A 16276-nucleotide genomic window follows, 5' to 3' on the forward strand; every position below is an offset into this window, starting at 1 on the left:
GCTGGAGGTATCGTTGGAACGTAGAGCTTTTTGCGCGGGTTCTTTAGGTTTGGCGGTGTTGGGGCCCTTCGCTTTCGCGGGCTGCGGCGGAGGAAAAGTGCAAAGCGGAGCATTCGAAAACTGGCAGCGTGATTTCGAGGCGGGAGTTCCGGCGCGGATGTTGGCGGCCGAGGTTCCTGGCACTGCTGTTGCCATAGTGTCCAAACAGACTTCGACGCGCTATGCAGCGGCCTTTGGCTTTGCCGATTTACAGCAGAAGCGGGCGTTTACCGTCGACACACCTACTCATCTGGCGTCCGTCAGCAAGTTGTTCACCGCTTCGGCTTTGGTGCAGCTATTCGAGCGCCGTGGGCTTGACCTGCACGCTGACGTTAATAGCTTCATCGACTTTTCAGTGAGGAACCCCGCCTACCCGGATTTGCCGATCACACCACATCAACTGATTACCCACACGTCCAGCATTTCGGACGATGGATACGTAGACTTCTCCACCGACGGCGACCCGACGCAAACCCTGTCGAGCTTTCTACGGAACTATCTCGTGAACGGCGGGGCCGCCTATTCGCCCGATACATCGTTTCTCAAGGGCAAGCCAGGTGCGCAATGGTCCTATTGCAACGTTGCCGTGGCCCTCGCGGGTTATGTCGTCGAGAGCGTTAGTAAGCAGAGTTTTTCGTCTTATACGAGCGCCAATCTGTTCGAACCGCTCGGCATGGCCAATGCGCATTGGTATCTGAAGGAGTTCGCACCGAACGTACTCGCCAAGCCGTACATCTACGAGAACAACGCGCTCGTCGAACTGCCGCAGGAAGGCTATCCCGATGTCCCGGCCGGCATGCTGCGCTGCTCGGTCAACAATCTCGCCAGCATGCTGCACGCGATGCTGGGTGGCAACACAGGGCAGCAAGCGATTCTGTCGCCGAGCGCTGTCGCCGCCATGTTGCGCCAACAGATCGATCCAGCGATCGCCGCGTACCAGGGACTTGGCTGGATTTCGGAGGACATCAACGGACGTCCGTTCGTGGGACATTCCGGCAGCGATTCGGGCGCGTCCAACATGGTGGTGTTGACAGAAGATCAGAACTACGCCGTCGCCGTGCTGATGAATATCGATTCCACGTCGGACAATGAAAAGTTCAGAAGTTCAATGATCGAAGATCTTCTCGCTGGGGTAAAACTTGCGGGCTAAGTCTTACTAAAAAAATCTGACGGACCTTCATGCAAGAAGCGCGACACGCTGACCTACAGCGTGCCGCAGGGGACTGCTTTATCCAACGAAACAGGTAGACAAGGTACAGGGCACAATAAAATGAAGAAAAGTAATTCCATTGGTCTTTCGGGACTCGCTATTGTGGCCAGCTCCGTATGCACAGCGACGGCAGTGCATGCGCAAAGCACCATCACTTTGTACGGCATTGTGGACGCGGGCGTGACCTATGTGAACAATGCTGGGGGCGCACACCTGTACAAATTCGACGACGGCGTGTCGTACGGCAACCGGATCGGCTTCAAAGGCGTTGAAGATCTCGGCGGCGGATTGCAGGCGGTGTTCGTGCTCGAATCCGGTTTTCGCCTGGGTGACGGCCAATATGGGTTCGGCGGTGCGGAGTTTGGCCGTCAGGCCTATGTCGGCGTGAAGAGCAGTCAATGGGGCACGGTCACGCTGGGCAACCAGCTCGACATGACGAACGAGTTCGTCTCGGTCTACAACATCTCCGCGTCGGCGAGCGGTTATGCGATCCATCAAGGCGACTTCGACCGGATGAATGGCGACCGGCTGCCGAATTCGATCAAGTACATGTCGAACGACTATGCGGGCTTCTCGTTCGGCGGTATGTATTCGTTCGGCAATACCACGGGCAACTTCCATCAGAAGAGCGCATGGAGCGTGGGGGCGCGTTATGAGCATGCGGCGTTCAACATGGGCGCGGCTTATACCCAGTTGAACAACCCTTTCGGCATCTACGCGTTCGACCCGTACGCCATGATCGGTACGAAAACGTTCCTCGGCCAGCCGACCGTTTCAGTCGACCCGGCAACCGGCGCAATGACGGATCTGTATAGCGCTTCGTCGTTCCCGGTCGACAAGCAGGGTGCGTTCGCGATCGGCGCGGCCTATACGATCGGCGACCTCATGCTGAGCGGCGACTTTACCTATACGACTATCAAAGGCCTCGGGCAGACCTCGCATATGCAGGTCTATGAGGCTGGGGCGTCCTACTCCTTCACGCCTGCCTTGATGCTGTACGGGGGCTATCAGCACACGAGCTTTGAAGGAAACCACTGGAATCAGGGCTCGCTGGGTTTTCATTACCTGCTGTCGAAACGCACGGACGTGTATGTCTCGGGCGATTATCTGCGGGCGTCGAATGGCGTGAATGCGGTGATCGGTTATGGCTTCACGCCGTCGACTTCGAACACGCAGTCGGATCTGCGGATCGGCGTGAAGCATTCGTTCTGATCGACTTGTCGATTAGCGCGGAAGGGTGACGCGCCCCAGGTGATAGAAGCTAAATGTGGCTGTTATAAGCTATTATCGACGCGATATAACTTATGCACGCCAACTATGGCCGATCTAACACTCGATCGTGCGCTGGTCGATACGTCCGATGGCCCCATCCTGTTCGTCGCGGCGGGCCGCGCTCAGAGCGCGGAGTTCGACCTGGGGCCGCACCATCACTCGCGCGGCCAGCTCTTCGGCTCGCTAAAGGGCCTGCTGTCGGTGGGTATAGAGAGTGGTGTGTGGGTCGTTCCGGCGATCCATGCCGTGTGGTTGCCTCCGCATCACGTGCATTCGGCGCGCTCCCACGGTCCCTTCAACGGTTGGAGTGCGTTTATCGCGGAAGCCGCGTGTGAAAGTCTGCCGAAGAGTCCCTGCACGATTCGCGTATCGGGCTTGCTGCGCGAGGCGGTGCTGCGAGCGAGCACCTGGCCCCTGGAACCGCTCGGCGGCGTGCGCGAGCATGTGGCCGCTGTAATCCTCGATGAGATCCGCAACCTTCCCGTCGAAACGTTTGGCTTGCCCCTGCCCAAAGAGCCGCGTCTGCAGCGTATTGCTCAAGCCCTGATCGACGACCCGGCCGACGAGCGCGACCTGGCGCAGTGGGCGGATTGGGGCGCGCTCAGCACACGCACGCTGAGCCGCCGCTTCGTGGTCGAGACCGGATTCAATTTCACGACCTGGCGGCAACGCGCCCGTCTGATGCGCGCGTTGGAGCTATTGGCAGCCGGAAAGCCGGTCACGAGCATCGGTATCGAGCTTGGCTACTCGACGACCACCGCGTTTATCAACCTGTTCCGGCGAACGTTCGGAGAGACGCCCGCGGTCTACCGCGAGCGTCTTCAACTGGGACCGGTTGTCACCGAGCCGAGTGACTTGACCGACGCCTGACCGAAGCGTTGGAACCCTTTACTGGTGGTTGGCGAGCAAGGCCTTGCCTTGCCGGATTGCATCGTCCTTGCTGGAAGCGAACGCCACCGTAAAACCGAAGGCTTTGCCTGCCGTGGTCGCCAACAAGCGAGCCGGCGCGGGAGGGGCCCTGTCTCCCGCGAGAATAATCATGCCGCGGCACAGCTTGCTCAGGCGGTCCTTGATCCGCTTGAAAAAGAGCGCCTTCTCCCGGCGTTCTTCAACCGTCTCGTCCTCGTGATCGTCTTGCCCATGATTGGTAATCAGGACAAACGGCTGCCCGTTATCGAGCAGCTTCTGGAATTGTTCCTCGACGGGAACGTTGGATTCCACTTCCGCTTTGATGAATACATACGGTGCGTGTGAGACATCAATCAACATGGCCGACATCCTTGTAAGTAAAACGATGGAGAGAGCGAGCAATACCGACCCGCTTGCTCGCTGCCTTTCCAGCATGTCACTTGTCGGGATTCAGCGTTCTTCCACGCACGCCAATCTATACCACGGAGCCGCCAATGTGGAACGGCAGCGAGTCGCGGCGCACAAAAACCCCAGTAATAGAGGGCTCAAGGCGCTCGTCGAAGCGAATAACCCACGCTTATAGAGTTAATTTTTTCGGATGTGGATCGGTACCGCCAGTTCCGTAGACTCTTCTCACACCCATATGTTGTGTGGGCAAACCCTCTCCGAGTCCGCCAGTTGCCGCGAAGGAAGACGAAATGAACCGCCGTGAATTTTTCCCCTATCTTGCGCTTCCGCTTGCAGGCGCTTTGCCGACGATCGCTTCGGCCGCCCGCGCGAACGATAGCGTTATTGTCATTGGCAGTGGTGTCATGGGCGCCTCCATTGCGTACCATCTTTCCAGGCGAGGCGCGAACGTGACGCTGCTGGAGAAAGATGCGCCGGCGTCGGGAACGTCGCGGAATTCGTTCGCCTGGCTAAATGCCAACAACAAAACGCCTTACTCCTACTACGCGCTGAATTACGAAGGCATTCTGGGCTGGCGTCGTCTGCAACTGGAGATCGGTTCTTCTCTCCAGGTACAGTGGGGTGGCGGTATTTCATGGTGCGGATTCGATCAGACGCAGATCGACAAGCTTAACTACACGACGGCGGTTCATCAGCCGTGGGGATACCCGATCGAGAACCTGACGAAAGCAGATCTCGAAAGACTGGTGCCAGGTATCGTGGCCGGCGATTTCGGCGCAGGCTGGCATTCCACGATCGACGGCACCTTAGACCCGGTCGCGGCAACGTTGGCGTTGGTCCAGGCGGGCGTCAAGTCAGGCGTCAAACTGGTCAAAGCGAATGTCACGACGATCGAATTCGCGAACGATGCCGCAACCGGGGTGATGACGGACAAAGGCCGATTTGCCGCGAATCACGTAGTCATTGCGGCAGGAAACGATTGCACCCGGCTAGGGGCGCAAGCCGACATTCCAGTGCCATTGCGAACGTCGAAGGGAATTCTCGCGCACAGCAAGCCCATGCCACCCCTCATCCATCAGGTACTCATGCCCGCGGGCGCCGATATCAAGCAGAACCCTGACGGACGGATCGTAACGGGATCAAACTTCGGCGATACGGGCTCTGCTGAACCGACGCCGGAACTCGGCGCCAGGATGCTTGAATACGTGACAAAAGTGCTGCCGCAGACTCGCGGAATTGAACTGGACTACATGACCTTGGGCTATCGCGTGATGCCTCGAGATGAATATCCGATCATGGGTAGAGGGCGCAAGTACAGCAACGTGCACGTGGCCGCCATGCACAGCGGCATGACATCCGCGCCCGCGATCGGGCAACTGCTCGCCATCGAGGTACTCGACGGAGTCGAGACCGCCCAACTTGCGGAATTCCGGCCCCAGCGTTTCTACGGCTAGGTCCAGCGCTGCTGGCTGAGGTGTAGCTGACGGTGCTCGCGCCGCTCACGATTTGTTTTTCGAAACGCCGACCCAAGAGGTTTCAGTAACGATGCCTGGACTCAATCGCCATCAAAGAATCCGCTGTTCTGTTTTCGCTTTAGGCGCCGCCGTTTGCTTGCTCGAAACGGTATCGGCTCTCGCCGACGAGAAGACTTTCGACTACCTGAACACAACGTCGTCGCATGTGACTACGTTTGTTTCCGACGCGGAAACCGTCGAGGTATCGAAGCTGACGGTCGAACCCAGCGTCAGCTCGAAAGTACTGATCCAGTTTTCCAGTACGGTTAGTGCGGAGTCGGCGGACGGCTGCCCGTGTTCGGTTCGAGCCATGGTGTCGATGGATGGCGGGGAGCCGCGCATCGTCAAGAGGATCAACGTAGGATCGCCCGCTGTTGTTTCGCTTCAGAAATACCCGTTCGATCGTCAGGCGCTGGATGGCTCAAGCGTATTTGAAGTCACGCCCGGCAAACATACGTTCTCCATCCTGTTCAAACAGGTGAGCGGATCAAGCAAAAAACTCGAGATCAATTATCCGAACGCGCAGGCTATGGTGTTCGGAAACTGATCCACACTCGTACGCGCAGTCCCCATTCGCCTTCTACCGGCGCTTGACCGCGCCGGGCGCCGTCTTTGAGCGAGGGCGCGTTCGCGTGACCGGGCTCGCGGCGGCGGAATCGCGGCCGCCGGCGGCTGCTTTCTTGCCTAATGCAGCCTCCAGTGCCTTCTGGTCTCGCGCGAGTTGTAACCGCATGTGGCGAAGGAATTGCCGCGCGTTGTCGGCGAGTGGCGTGCCCGCACGAAACACCAGTACGCCGGTGAACATCACCTCCACGTCGATCGGCTTGACCACCAGACCGCGCTCGACAAAATCCAGTGCCACAAGGGGATGCGCAATGCCAGCGCCCACGCCTGCGAGCGCCAGTTCGCAAACCGTGTGCGAGTAGGGCGTCTCGACAACCGGCTTGAGGCGGATATCTTTTGCGGTGAGATGCGTCTCCAGACGCAAACGCGTGCTGTCTTCGGGATTGAGCGCGAGAAACGGATAGTCTTGCAGATCCGCAACGTCAATGGTGCTGCGGCCTGCCAGCGGATGACTCCGGTTCATTACCGCGACCCCCGGCATGCGCACGAAGTCCGAATGCTCGAGACCCGCCATCGACATTTCGTCGGACATAAGCCCGAAATCCACCTGCCCCGCTGAAACCCTTTCGTGCACTTCGCGCGAACTCATTACCTGAAGCGATATCTGTACGTCCCGCGCCGGTGCGTCGAACGACGCGATGACGCGCGGCAGGAAGCCTGTGCCAAGCGCGGGTAGGCAGGCGATCGCCAGGCGTCCCAGACCGTACGAACGCAAGCTTCTGATCCGGTGCTCGATCACCTCGAAGCCAAGAAAATACCTGTCCACGTCGCGCATCAACGCGACCGCTTCCTGCGTGGGAATGAGCCGACTGCGCACCCGTTCGAACAGCTTGAAATCCGCCATCGTTTCGAGTCGCCGGATGGCCTGACTGACGGCCGGTTGCGAGATGCCGAGCAGCCCCGATGCCTTGCTCGTGCTGCCGGCGTTCATGACCGCCCTGAAGACTTCGATGTCACGAATACTCATAACTTGAACTTATTGACCTAATTATTTCCGATGTTGATGCGAAACGTGGCAAAAGTAAACTCCAATCATCGACACACCGATTCGGACAACCCGACTGACAATACGATGACACTGACCACTTCGAACGTTCCGCAACCCTTCAAGAGTCTGTCGCCGCCCATCATGCGCGCGTCGACGGTCGTTTTCGATTCGCTCGCCGATTTCGCGCGCCGCAAGGAGCGCCAACCGGACGGCTACAGCTACGGCGTTACCGGCACGCCGACGGCTCGCGAACTGGAACGCCGCATCGCCGAACTCGAAGGCGGCGCGCACTGCGTCGTCACGCCTTCGGGCCAGTCCGCCTTGATGACGACGGTCATGGGCTTCGTGCGCGGTGGCGATCATCTGCTGGTTTCGGCGGCGTGTTATGGCGCACTCAAGACGTTCGTGCTGAAATGGCTGAGCCATTTCAACGTAGAGGTGGAGATTTACCCGCCGGCCATCGGCGCCGAAATCGAGCGCTACCTGAAGCCGAACACCCGGATGATCTGCATGGAGTCACCCGGCACCGTCACGATGGAAATGCCCGACATTCCGGCCATCGTCGAGGTGGCGAAGCGCCATGGCGTGATGACGATGATGGATAACACCTGGGCGAGTCCGCTCGCGTTCAGGCCGCTGGCTCACGGTGTGGATTTCTGCATCGAGGCGGCGACGAAATTCTTCGGCGGCCATTCGGATCTGCTCGTCGGCTGCATTAGTATGAACGACACCGACTACTATGAAACGCTGCGCGAAACTCAAAGCGTTCTCGGGCAGCAGACCAGTCCTGACGACTGTTTTCTCGTGATGCGTGGTCTCGACACATTGAAGGTCAGGTACGCGGCCCAGAGTACTTCGACGCTGCGGATCGCGACTGCGCTCGAACACCATCCGCAAGTGAGCCGGGTTTTGTTCCCGGCGTTGCCGTCCGATCCCGGCCACGGTATCTGGAAGCGCGACTTCTCAGGTAGCGGCTGTCTTTTCTCGATCATTCTTCAGCCGGCGCCTGAAATCGCATTCAACGCGTTCTTCGATTCATTGCGGCAATTTGCGATCGGCGCAAGTTGGGGCGGCGTACATAGCCTGGCGGCTTACTATCCGGCGCCGCTGCAGGCCGACCGCGCGTTTTCCCTCACCGATCAGCCGGTTGTCCGGTTGTCGATTGGGCTCGAAGACACGGCGTTGCTGCTGCAAGACCTGATGGGCGCTCTCGACGCGTTCAGTCAAGCTACTACAACCGGCGCCTGAGGCAATCAGGCTCGACATTGCATTCCAACATCGTAGAGGAGACAGACATGAAACAATTCTTCAGCCGGCCGCGCGCGCTTGGAACGTTGGGCGTTCTCGCGTTTTGCGCCGCGTTCTGCACCGCGTTTTGCACTTCAACGGCTAGCGCCGCGGACTTGCTCGCAGAGGCAAAGGCAAGTCACGTGCTGCGCGTCGCCAACACGCAAAGCAGTCCACCGTGGAGCCTGCTGGACGACAACAATCAGCCTTCGGGCTACGACGTGGCGATTGCGAAGGAAGTCGGCAAACGGATCGGCGTACCCAATGTGGTTTTCGTGGCCGATTCTTTCAAGAACTTCGTCGAAGGACTGAAATCGGCCAAGTACGATCTCGTCATGAATGACCTGACGCCCACGCCTGAACGCGCGAAACAGGTCGATTTCGGCGATCCCTACGGCGTCGAGGATTTCCGCATCTTCGTCCGTGTCGAGAATACGGATATCAATGGCCAGGCCACACTGAAGGGGAAACGGGTGGGCGTGGTTACCGGCTCCTCCAATGAAAGCTGGGCGCGCGCGCATCTGACGGATTCGGACGTGCGATCGTATGACAACGGTGGCCTCGTATTCAACGATCTCGGCAGCGGCCGGCTCGACGCGGTCATCATCTCCCATTTCGGCGGAATGAAATACGCCAACGTGAATCACCTGCCGGTGAAAGAAGTGGGTGAACCGCTCATCTATCAACTCTCGGCGCCCGCTCTCGCCAAGGGGCAGCCGGCGCTGCTCGCCGCGGTCAACAAGGCGATCGCCGGGATGATGGCCGACGGCACCATCGCAGCACTCGGGAAGAAATGGGTCGGCGCGAATTACGACATGGTCGGAACCATCGCCAAAGCCAGGCAGCAGAAGGAGTAAACGATGCTCGATCTTTTTATGCGTTCACTGCCGCTGCTCAGAAGCGCGGCGCTGATGACAGTCTTTCTTGGTCTGTCGTCGTTCGTACTGGGCTCGGCCTTGGGGCTGCTGGTTGCGCTGTCCCGTCTCTCCAGCGTCCCGGCATTGCGCGCCTTCGCCTTTGCGTACGTGTCGATCTTCCGCGGCACACCGTTGCTCGTGCAGATCCTGCTGATCTATTTCGGCTTGCCGCGCTACGGCATCACGCTCGACCCGGTTCCGGCCGCGATGCTGGCGCTCACGCTGTTTTCGGCTGCGTATCTCAGCGAGAACTTTCGCTCAGGTATTAATGCGGTCGATAAAGGGCAGTGGGAAGCGGCGATGTCGTTGGGCATGGGGTACTGGAAAGCGATGTCGCGCGTGGTACTACCGCAAGGCCTGCGGATCGCGATCGCGCCGGTCGGCAGCCGCATGATCGCGCTGATCAAGGACACCTCGCTCGCGTCGACCATCACGGTCGTCGAACTTACCCGGGTGGCGGATCAGGTCGGCGCGTCGACGTTCCGCTACATGGAGATGTTCCTGATGGTCGGTCTCATCTACTGGATGATCAATCAGATTCTCACGATCATTCAGACGTTACTTGAAAATCGCGTTTCGAGGCGCTTCTTATGAACAAGCAGATCAGGACCATCCAGGTTCAGGGGCTGTGCAAGGCATTCGGTGAGAACCAGGTGCTTCGCGGCGTGGATTTCAGCGTGTCGCAGGGCGAAGTCGTGGTGATCATGGGACCGTCCGGGTCCGGTAAGACGACGCTATTACGATCGCTGAATTTCCTGGAGATGCCGGATGCCGGCAACGTCACCGTGTGTGGTATCGATGTCGTGTGCAACGGCGCCACGCGGCCGTCACGTGAAGATCAAAAGAAAATTCGCGCCATCCGGCAGCGGACGGCGATGGTGTTCCAGTCGTTCAATCTGTTCCCGCATCGTACGGCGCTGGAAAACGTCATGGAAGGGCCGGTGAGCGTGAAAGGCGTGAGCAAAGCCGAGGCCGCCGAGCGCGGAATGCGGCTGCTCGAGCAAGTCGGTCTGTCGGCCAAGGCGAACGAATATCCGGCCCGGCTTTCGGGCGGGCAGAAACAGCGTGTGGCGATTGCCCGCGCGTTGGCGATGGAGCCGGAAGTCATCCTGTTCGACGAACCGACTTCGGCGCTGGACCCGGCGCTGCGCGAAGACGTGCTGACAGCAATGCGCGATCTTGCCGGACGAGGGATGACCATGCTGGTCGTCACGCACGAGGTGCGCTTTGCCCGCGACGTCGCCGATCGGGTCGTCTTTATGGACGGCGGCGTGGTGCTGGAAGACACCACCTCGCAGCAGTTTTTCGGCGAGCAGAGTAGCGAGCGTGTGCGTCAGTTTCTCAATCTCATCGAAATCTGATCGAGGTGGTGCGTTGGGATGTAATCGACACCAACGTTGCCTGACGGGCCGGCCGGTCGGCGGGCGGAGATGACGGCACGGGCAAGGCTTATTTCGCTCGTTGCAGCACGGTTGAAAACAGGATGTCCTTCAGATTGACGACCGGTGCGGGATCGCGTTGCGCCTTGGCCAACAGAAACGCGCCCTGCATGGACGCCACGATGAACGAGGCGAGCTGCTGATTGCTGATCGCAGATCGCAATTCACCGGCTTCGACCGCGGCGTCCAGGCAGTAGACCACACACCGCTCGACCTCGGCGAAGATCTCGTTGATGCGCGAACGGATCGGCTCGCTGTCGTTCGAATCCAGCGCGAAGTTGCCGAGCAGGCAGCCATTGCGAGCGTCGTTGCGGCTAATGAGTTTGATGTGCACGTCCAGATACTTGCGCAGCCGCAAGAGCGGTTTCATCTCGTCATTGCACAACGTGTCGCGAAGATCGTATTGGGCGGCCGCGAAATACAGCTCGATCACTTCGAGCCCGAACGCTTCTTTCGACGCGAAGTGATTGGTGAACGAGCCATGCGGTACGCCCGCCGCCTGGACGATATCGCGCACACTGGCGCCATTGAAGCCGTATTCGTGGATGACACGCATGCCCTCGGCAATCAACGTGTCTTTATGGGAAGGTTTCGGCATCGCGCATGCACCATTGAAAAAGACGGACGAGCGGATTATGGCATCCGCTCGTCCGAGCCGTGTGAGCTCGAATCAATCGAGTTCGACATGCGGAGCCAGTTGCTGAAAAGCGCGTCAGGCGCCGGCGAACATGTCGTTGAACTGCGTAACGAAAGCCGCTTCGTTCGGGCCGGCGTTGTTGCGCAGCGGCCGGGCCACGTCGACCAGCGCTTCCTCTGCATCCGTGCCGAGTTCGTGCATGGTTTGCTCGATGAACGGCGCGAGCGGCATGGCGCGCGGTTCGTTCTTGCTGTTCAGCAGGTCGGTTTGAACCCACGGCGGTGCAATTTCGACCACGCGTACCGACGTGTCTTTCAGTTTGTAACGCAGCGATTGCGTATACGAATGCATCGCGGCTTTCGTCGACGAGTAGACGCCGGCAATCGCCATCGGCACGAAACCGAGTACCGACGACACGTTGACGATGGTCGCGTCGCCCTGCTGCTTCAAATGTTCAACGAGCGCACCCGTCAGCCGGATCGGACCCATCACGTTGGTGGTCAGCGTGGACACCAGCATCGCGTCATCGACCGGCTGGCTGAGATCGTCGATATGCATCACGCCGGCGTTGTTGATCAGCACGTTCAGCGAGGGCCACTTGGCGACCACGTCACGAGCTGCCGCAGCAATGCTCTGAGGATCGCCGATATCGAGCTCAATCGCCTGCATGCCCGGATTGGCGGCGATGGTTTCGTCGAGATTCGCGCGGCGCCGGCCCGCAATGATGACCTGATTGCCGAGCCGGTGGAACGCTTCAGCGAGACCGCGGCCAATGCCCGAACCGCCGCCGGTGATAAGAATCGTGTTGCCAGTCGTTTTCATGATGTGTCTCTCAAAGGGGAAGGTGGCGATGCCCGTTGTTGGGGAGGCATCGGTGTGGACGTAATATGGACGAACGTATTGAATCGATAAAGCACCTGGAAATGAATGCACCGTTTCACCTGGCTCAACAATCGCGGCGCTTTAAAAATGGGGCGCAGAGTCCTGGCGAGCATTGAAGCTGCCCGACGGCGCCTATAATTCGCGGACAAAGTCTGGCTTCGGAGAACCCATGACAAGCCCCGATCTCACGACGCGCCGTTCCATGCAGTTCTGGTTCGATTTCGGCAGCACTTACAGCTACCTGAGCATGATGCGCATCGAAGCGTTGGCGCAGCAACGCGACGTCGCGATCGAATGGCGTCCGTTTCTATTGGGTGCGATCTTCAGGTCGTTTGGCTGGGACAACTCGCCGTTCGTATTGCAGAAAGAGAAGGGCGCTTACGTATGGCGCGATATGGCTCGCCAGTGCGGGAAATACGGCCTGCCCTGGACCCAACCCAGCGAGTTTCCGCGCCGGGCGCTTCTCCCCCTGCGCGTCGCGCTGGTTGGTGCGCAGCAACATTGGAGCGGGGCGTTCTGCAAACGGATGATGCAAATCAACTTCGTCGATGACAGGCATATCGACGATCCGGACGTGGTCGCACGAGCGCTGAGCGAGCTCGATTTGCCGGCGGAAGCGATCGTCGCCGCCGCACTGTCCGAGCAAAACAAGCGCGATATGCGCGCGCAAACGGACGAGGCGGTACGGCGCGGTATTTTCGGCGCACCGACGTTCTTTGTCGGCGAAGAAATGTTCTGGGGCAACGATCGTTTAGAGGACGCGATATCGCTAGCCGCTCGATGACACGACGACAGCGCGATCAGCTTTGCGAGTCAGTCCGCGCTTCAAGCGCTCGGACCACCGCAATCATGTCGTCCTTGTCGTATCCCAATGCGTGGGTCTCGGCGAATAGCGCATAGCACACGTCCAACAATGGCGATGCGACTTTGGCTTCTCGCGCGGCTTCGGCAATGAGCCGATTGTTCTTCAGAACGTCGGTGATCGACGCTTGAACCGCGAAATCGCGAGCCACCAGCTTGAGCGACTTGACGCGGGAAATGCTGCTAGCCATTTGCCCCGCATCGACCACCGCGCGAAATTGCTGCATGTCCAAGCCATGATGGTCGGCAAAGTGAGCCGCCTCGGCGAGCCCGGTCATCGAGGTAATCAGAAAGATGTTGACCGCCAACTTCATCAGCAAAGCGTTCGGCACGGGTCCACAGACAAAGGTCTCGCGACAGACGGGCTTGAGCAGCGCGCGGACTGCTTCGATCACGTTGGCGTCGCCGGCCAGCATGGCCACGAGTTCACCCGCTTCGGCGGGTTTCCTCGAACCGGACACCGGTGCTTCCACATAGAAGCCGCCCGCGGCGCGAATGTCGGCTTCGAGCGCGCGCGAGTACTCGGGCGAGGTCGTGCCCATATGCAGGATCGTGTGCTGAGCGACGTTGGCCTCGAATTCAGGTGTGCCGCGGCCGAGTACCGAGTCGATGGCGTCGCCGTGAGCGAGCATCAGAATCACAACCGAGGTTCGCCTGAACACGTCGCCCGGGCTGGCCGCCACCGTTGCGCCCAGTGCGTGCAGCGGTTCGATGCGGTCGAGCGATCGACTCCAGACGGTCAGCGGTGTGCCCGCCCGGATCAGATTGAGCGCCATAGGCTGGCCCATGACACCGATACCGATGAAACCCAGATCCATGCTCATCTCCGTTGCCGGTCCGCAACCGGGTTCGGAATGCGAGATCATCCGGCGCTTATCGAAAGAATCATGTCAGGTACGGCGTGCGGCGGCAAAGGAAAAAATTTTGACGACAGGTGAGGCGCGCTCACCTTTTCCCCGTACTCAAGGCCTGCCGCGGACGGCACCGCCGCCTCCGCGTCGCATTCGTTTGATGTGGATAGCTAGATCGTTGACATCGCTATCGGCTATCCTTACTGCCGCATTGGACCGGGCGAGATCGAGATGGTCTCGTTGATGCTGTTCCGGGGTTCCGGCCACTGCAAGACACCACCGCAAGACACTTACAACAACATACCGCGAGTATCTGGACCGACCATGCTACGCCACACCCTCCCGAGATCCCGGCGCGCGCTTGCCTGCTTCATGCTGGCTGCGATTGCCGGCGGCCTCACCGCTTGCAGTGACGGCATGTCGGATACCGACATCGCCTTCGTGACCGCCGGCACGCCGGCCCAGTTCCAGTCAATCCGAATGTACGGCGCCGTGCCGGAGAACCTGGCCCCGGGCGCCGGCAATACGCATACCACCGGCCGTTTGCGTCAGGCGTGCCAGGCGATCATCCGCGCGGGAGGCCGCGACGTGCGGGAGACGGTGATTCTCGAAGACGAGCCGGGCGAGTCCTTCGATCTCGATGCCACCCGTACCGCCGACGGCTGGACCGTGACCTCCGACGGACTGCGGCCGCCGAGCGTCGACCCCGTCGGTTTCCGCACGCGCTTCACCACCTGCGTGAACGCGATCCGCGACAAGTACGCGGCCGAGCCGGAAAAGGCGCCGTTCAAATAAGCCCGATGGACAGCAGAATCTGCTGTCCGGCCGCTCTCGCGCGAAACCGGCTGCCGCTGGCGCTCTTCACTTCGGCTACCCCTGCTGCCACGAGTCAATACACTGTGAGTTCATTCTGTGAACCCACAAGAGGACCTGGCATGAATCTCACCGACTTCAATACGTTGACGTTCGACTGTTACGGAACGTTGATCGATTGGGAAACCGGCATTTTCGAGGGGCTGCGGCCGCTTCTGGAACGCGTCAAGCCACCGCTGACGCGCGATCAGGTGCTGGAGGCGCACGCGCGGCACGAATCGTCGCAACAGAAGTACACGCCGGCCAGGCGCTATCGGGACCTGCTGCCGATTGTCTACAAACGGCTCGCCGAGGAATGGCAAGTGCCGTTCACGCTCGCCGATTGCGTCGCGTATGGCCGGTCGGTGCAGAACTGGCCGGCGTTCGACGACTCGGCCGCCGCACTGCAGTACCTGAAGAAGTACTACAAGCTCGTGATTCTGTCGAATGTGGACAATGAGAGCTTCGCGCATAGCAACGCGAAATTGCAGGTGGAGTTCGACGCGATCTTCACCGCCGAAGACGTGGGTTCGTACAAGCCGTCGCCGCGCAATTTCGATTACATGCTGGAGAAGCTCGGCGAGCGCGGCATCGCGAAAGACAAGATTCTGCATACGGCCGAAAGCCTGTTCCACGATCACAAGCCGGCGAACGGGTTCGGTCTTGCATCGTGCTGGATTTATCGCCGCCATGGGCAAGAGGGGTTCGGCGCCACCATGAATCCGGGCTTGCAGCCGAAGGTGGACTTCCGCTTCGACAGCATGGCCGATCTGGTCAAGGCGCATCAGGACGCTCTGCTGCAAAAGTAATGGCGACGACTCTTGGGGAGGCCGCGATGCGACTCACGGATTTCAGGGCGCTTACCTTCGATTGTTACGGCACGTTGATCGACTGGGAGCGCGGTATTACGGCCGCGCTCGCGCCGTTGGTCGAACGCGCCGGCAAGCCGTTGACGCGCGACGAGGTACTCGAAGCGCACGCGCGTCATGAATCGCAGCAGCAGCGCTATACGCCGGAGATGCCGTATAGCGATCTGCTTGCCGTCGTGTTCAGGCGGCTGGCGGAAGAATGGGGTGTCCACGCCGCCGCAAGCGAAGCCGCAGCCTACGGGCAATCGGTGAAACAATGGCCCGCGTTTCCCGACTCCGCGAGCACGCTGCAATACCTGAAGAAGTACTTCAAGCTGGTGGTGTTGTCGAATGTGGACAATGAGAGCTTCGCGCATAGCAACGCGAAGTTGCAGGTCGATTTCGACGCGGTCATCACCGCCGAAGACGTGGGTTCGTATAAGCCGGCGCGCCGCAATTTCGACTACATGCTCGATCTTCTGCCGTCGCTCGGCGTGCGCAAGGACGAAGTGCTGCATGTCGCGGACAGCCAGTTTCACGATCTTCAACCGTGCAGCGAACTCGGACTCCGATCCTGCTGGATCTACCGCCGCTTCGAACAGCGCGGCTTTGGCGCGACCGTTCGCACGATGGGTGAACCCGCGGTCGAGTTCAAGTGGACCAGCATGGCGCAACTGGTGAAGGCGCACCATGAAGAACTCAGTAAAGGGTAAGCGGATCACGCAGCCAGCAGCATCA

The 16276-nt window shown here is 59.6% G+C and carries 18 protein-coding genes; 13 read left to right on the forward strand and 5 right to left on the reverse strand.

The window, feature by feature from the left end; all coding sequences use genetic code 11:
* Positions 1–13 precede the first annotated feature (13 nt).
* The 3 genes from GGD40_RS30470 (at position 14) to GGD40_RS30480 (ending at position 3391) form a co-directional block, all read left to right on the forward strand.
* Positions 14–1189: a serine hydrolase domain-containing protein gene (locus GGD40_RS30470; protein ID WP_218901353.1), complete on the forward strand. Its 1176-nt coding sequence runs from the start codon at positions 14–16 to the stop codon at positions 1187–1189.
* 120 nt (positions 1190–1309) lie between these two features.
* Positions 1310–2461: a porin gene (locus tag GGD40_RS30475; RefSeq protein ID WP_179746142.1), complete on the forward strand. Its 1152-nt coding sequence runs from the start codon at positions 1310–1312 to the stop codon at positions 2459–2461.
* Positions 2462–2566: 105 nt separating this feature from the next.
* Entirely contained in the window at positions 2567–3391 is an 825-nt protein-coding gene (locus tag GGD40_RS30480) for an AraC family transcriptional regulator (RefSeq protein ID WP_179746143.1), read from the forward strand.
* An 18-nt stretch (positions 3392–3409) separates the two neighbouring features.
* On the opposite strand, the gene GGD40_RS30485 is transcribed toward GGD40_RS30480, so the two are convergent.
* Entirely contained in the window at positions 3410–3790 is a 381-nt protein-coding gene (locus GGD40_RS30485) for a hypothetical protein (RefSeq protein ID WP_179710611.1), read from the reverse strand.
* A gap of 338 nt (positions 3791–4128) precedes the next feature.
* Between GGD40_RS30485 and GGD40_RS30490 the strand changes: the two genes are divergently transcribed.
* Both GGD40_RS30490 and GGD40_RS30495 read left to right on the forward strand, forming a co-directional pair.
* A complete protein-coding gene (locus tag GGD40_RS30490; RefSeq protein WP_179746144.1) occupies positions 4129–5292 on the forward strand; it encodes an NAD(P)/FAD-dependent oxidoreductase in 1164 nt (387 codons plus the stop codon).
* Positions 5293–5383: 91 nt separating this feature from the next.
* Positions 5384–5899, forward strand: a complete 516-nt coding sequence (locus tag GGD40_RS30495) for a hypothetical protein (protein WP_179746145.1) — start codon at positions 5384–5386, stop codon at positions 5897–5899.
* 33 nt (positions 5900–5932) lie between these two features.
* Here GGD40_RS30495 and GGD40_RS30500 read toward each other — a convergent pair whose 3' ends face one another.
* Positions 5933–6943, reverse strand: a complete 1011-nt coding sequence (locus GGD40_RS30500) for a LysR substrate-binding domain-containing protein (protein WP_179710605.1) — start codon at positions 6941–6943, stop codon at positions 5933–5935.
* Between the two features lie 105 nt (positions 6944–7048).
* On the opposite strand from GGD40_RS30500, the gene metC reads away from it, so the two are divergent.
* The 4 genes from metC to GGD40_RS30520 are packed head-to-tail and all read left to right on the forward strand — an operon-like array spanning position 7049 to position 10529.
* Positions 7049–8212 carry a cystathionine beta-lyase gene (metC, locus tag GGD40_RS30505; protein WP_179746146.1) on the forward strand — a complete coding sequence of 388 codons (1164 nt, stop codon included), beginning with the start codon at positions 7049–7051 and terminating at the stop codon, positions 8210–8212.
* Positions 8213–8229: 17 nt separating this feature from the next.
* Entirely contained in the window at positions 8230–9108 is an 879-nt protein-coding gene (locus GGD40_RS30510; protein ID WP_257030625.1) for an ABC transporter substrate-binding protein, read from the forward strand.
* Between the two features lie 3 nt (positions 9109–9111).
* Positions 9112–9762, forward strand: coding sequence for an amino acid ABC transporter permease (locus GGD40_RS30515; RefSeq protein ID WP_179710599.1), 651 nt, complete (start codon positions 9112–9114; stop codon positions 9760–9762).
* On the forward strand, positions 9759–10529 hold the full coding sequence (locus GGD40_RS30520) for an amino acid ABC transporter ATP-binding protein (RefSeq protein WP_179746147.1): 771 nt from the start codon (positions 9759–9761) through the stop codon (positions 10527–10529). Before GGD40_RS30515 ends, GGD40_RS30520 begins: the two co-directional genes overlap by 4 nt.
* 88 nt (positions 10530–10617) lie before the next feature.
* Here GGD40_RS30520 and GGD40_RS30525 read toward each other — a convergent pair whose 3' ends face one another.
* Together GGD40_RS30525 and GGD40_RS30530 are read right to left on the reverse strand one after the other, a co-directional pair.
* Positions 10618–11205 carry a TetR/AcrR family transcriptional regulator gene (locus GGD40_RS30525; protein ID WP_179710595.1) on the reverse strand — a complete coding sequence of 196 codons (588 nt, stop codon included), beginning with the start codon at positions 11203–11205 and terminating at the stop codon, positions 10618–10620.
* A 114-nt stretch (positions 11206–11319) separates the two neighbouring features.
* Positions 11320–12066 (reverse strand): SDR family oxidoreductase, encoded by a 747-nt coding sequence (locus GGD40_RS30530; RefSeq protein ID WP_179746148.1) that lies wholly within the window; start codon positions 12064–12066, stop codon positions 11320–11322.
* Positions 12067–12295: 229 nt separating this feature from the next.
* Between GGD40_RS30530 and GGD40_RS30535 the strand changes: the two genes are divergently transcribed.
* Positions 12296–12910, forward strand: a complete 615-nt coding sequence (locus GGD40_RS30535; RefSeq protein ID WP_179747100.1) for a 2-hydroxychromene-2-carboxylate isomerase — start codon at positions 12296–12298, stop codon at positions 12908–12910.
* Between the two features lie 16 nt (positions 12911–12926).
* Here the strand turns inward: GGD40_RS30535 and GGD40_RS30540 are convergent, their stop codons facing one another.
* On the reverse strand, positions 12927–13805 hold the full coding sequence (locus tag GGD40_RS30540; RefSeq protein WP_179710592.1) for an NAD(P)-dependent oxidoreductase: 879 nt from the start codon (positions 13803–13805) through the stop codon (positions 12927–12929).
* Between the two features lie 357 nt (positions 13806–14162).
* Here GGD40_RS30540 and GGD40_RS30545 point away from each other — a divergent pair, with 357 nt between their 5' ends.
* The 3 genes from GGD40_RS30545 (at position 14163) to GGD40_RS30555 (ending at position 16251) form a co-directional block, all read left to right on the forward strand.
* Complete coding sequence (locus GGD40_RS30545) at positions 14163–14633, forward strand: hypothetical protein (protein ID WP_179710590.1); 471 nt, start codon at positions 14163–14165, stop codon at positions 14631–14633.
* 140 nt (positions 14634–14773) lie between these two features.
* Positions 14774–15499, forward strand: coding sequence for a haloacid dehalogenase type II (locus tag GGD40_RS30550; protein ID WP_179710588.1), 726 nt, complete (start codon positions 14774–14776; stop codon positions 15497–15499).
* 26 nt (positions 15500–15525) lie between these two features.
* Entirely contained in the window at positions 15526–16251 is a 726-nt protein-coding gene (locus tag GGD40_RS30555) for a haloacid dehalogenase type II (protein WP_179710587.1), read from the forward strand.
* The last annotated feature ends 25 nt before the right edge of the window (positions 16252–16276 follow it).

Origin of the sequence: Paraburkholderia bryophila, assembly GCF_013409255.1 — a bacterium.
Classification (GTDB): domain Bacteria; phylum Pseudomonadota; class Gammaproteobacteria; order Burkholderiales; family Burkholderiaceae; genus Paraburkholderia.

Bases quoted from the DNA above. Each gene is read 5' to 3' on its own strand.
- GGD40_RS30495 (WP_179746145.1), top strand. From the start codon at position 5,384: ATGCCTGGACTCAATCGCCATCAAAGAATCCGCTGTTCTGTTTTCGCT.
- GGD40_RS30480 (WP_179746143.1), top strand. From the start codon at position 2,567: ATGGCCGATCTAACACTCGATCGTGCGCTGGTCGATACGTCCGATGGC.
- GGD40_RS30545 (WP_179710590.1), top strand. From the start codon at position 14,163: ATGCTACGCCACACCCTCCCGAGATCCCGGCGCGCGCTTGCCTGCTTC.
- GGD40_RS30500 (WP_179710605.1), bottom strand. From the start codon at position 6,943: ATGAGTATTCGTGACATCGAAGTCTTCAGGGCGGTCATGAACGCCGGC.
- GGD40_RS30520 (WP_179746147.1), top strand. From the start codon at position 9,759: ATGAACAAGCAGATCAGGACCATCCAGGTTCAGGGGCTGTGCAAGGCA.
- GGD40_RS30475 (WP_179746142.1), top strand. From the start codon at position 1,310: ATGAAGAAAAGTAATTCCATTGGTCTTTCGGGACTCGCTATTGTGGCC.
- GGD40_RS30535 (WP_179747100.1), top strand. From the start codon at position 12,296: ATGACAAGCCCCGATCTCACGACGCGCCGTTCCATGCAGTTCTGGTTC.
- GGD40_RS30540 (WP_179710592.1), bottom strand. From the start codon at position 13,805: ATGGATCTGGGTTTCATCGGTATCGGTGTCATGGGCCAGCCTATGGCG.
- GGD40_RS30485 (WP_179710611.1), bottom strand. From the start codon at position 3,790: ATGTTGATTGATGTCTCACACGCACCGTATGTATTCATCAAAGCGGAA.
- GGD40_RS30555 (WP_179710587.1), top strand. From the start codon at position 15,526: ATGCGACTCACGGATTTCAGGGCGCTTACCTTCGATTGTTACGGCACG.
- GGD40_RS30550 (WP_179710588.1), top strand. From the start codon at position 14,774: ATGAATCTCACCGACTTCAATACGTTGACGTTCGACTGTTACGGAACG.
- GGD40_RS30530 (WP_179746148.1), bottom strand. From the start codon at position 12,066: ATGAAAACGACTGGCAACACGATTCTTATCACCGGCGGCGGTTCGGGC.
- GGD40_RS30525 (WP_179710595.1), bottom strand. From the start codon at position 11,205: ATGCCGAAACCTTCCCATAAAGACACGTTGATTGCCGAGGGCATGCGT.
- metC (WP_179746146.1), top strand. From the start codon at position 7,049: ATGACACTGACCACTTCGAACGTTCCGCAACCCTTCAAGAGTCTGTCG.
- GGD40_RS30490 (WP_179746144.1), top strand. From the start codon at position 4,129: ATGAACCGCCGTGAATTTTTCCCCTATCTTGCGCTTCCGCTTGCAGGC.
- GGD40_RS30515 (WP_179710599.1), top strand. From the start codon at position 9,112: ATGCTCGATCTTTTTATGCGTTCACTGCCGCTGCTCAGAAGCGCGGCG.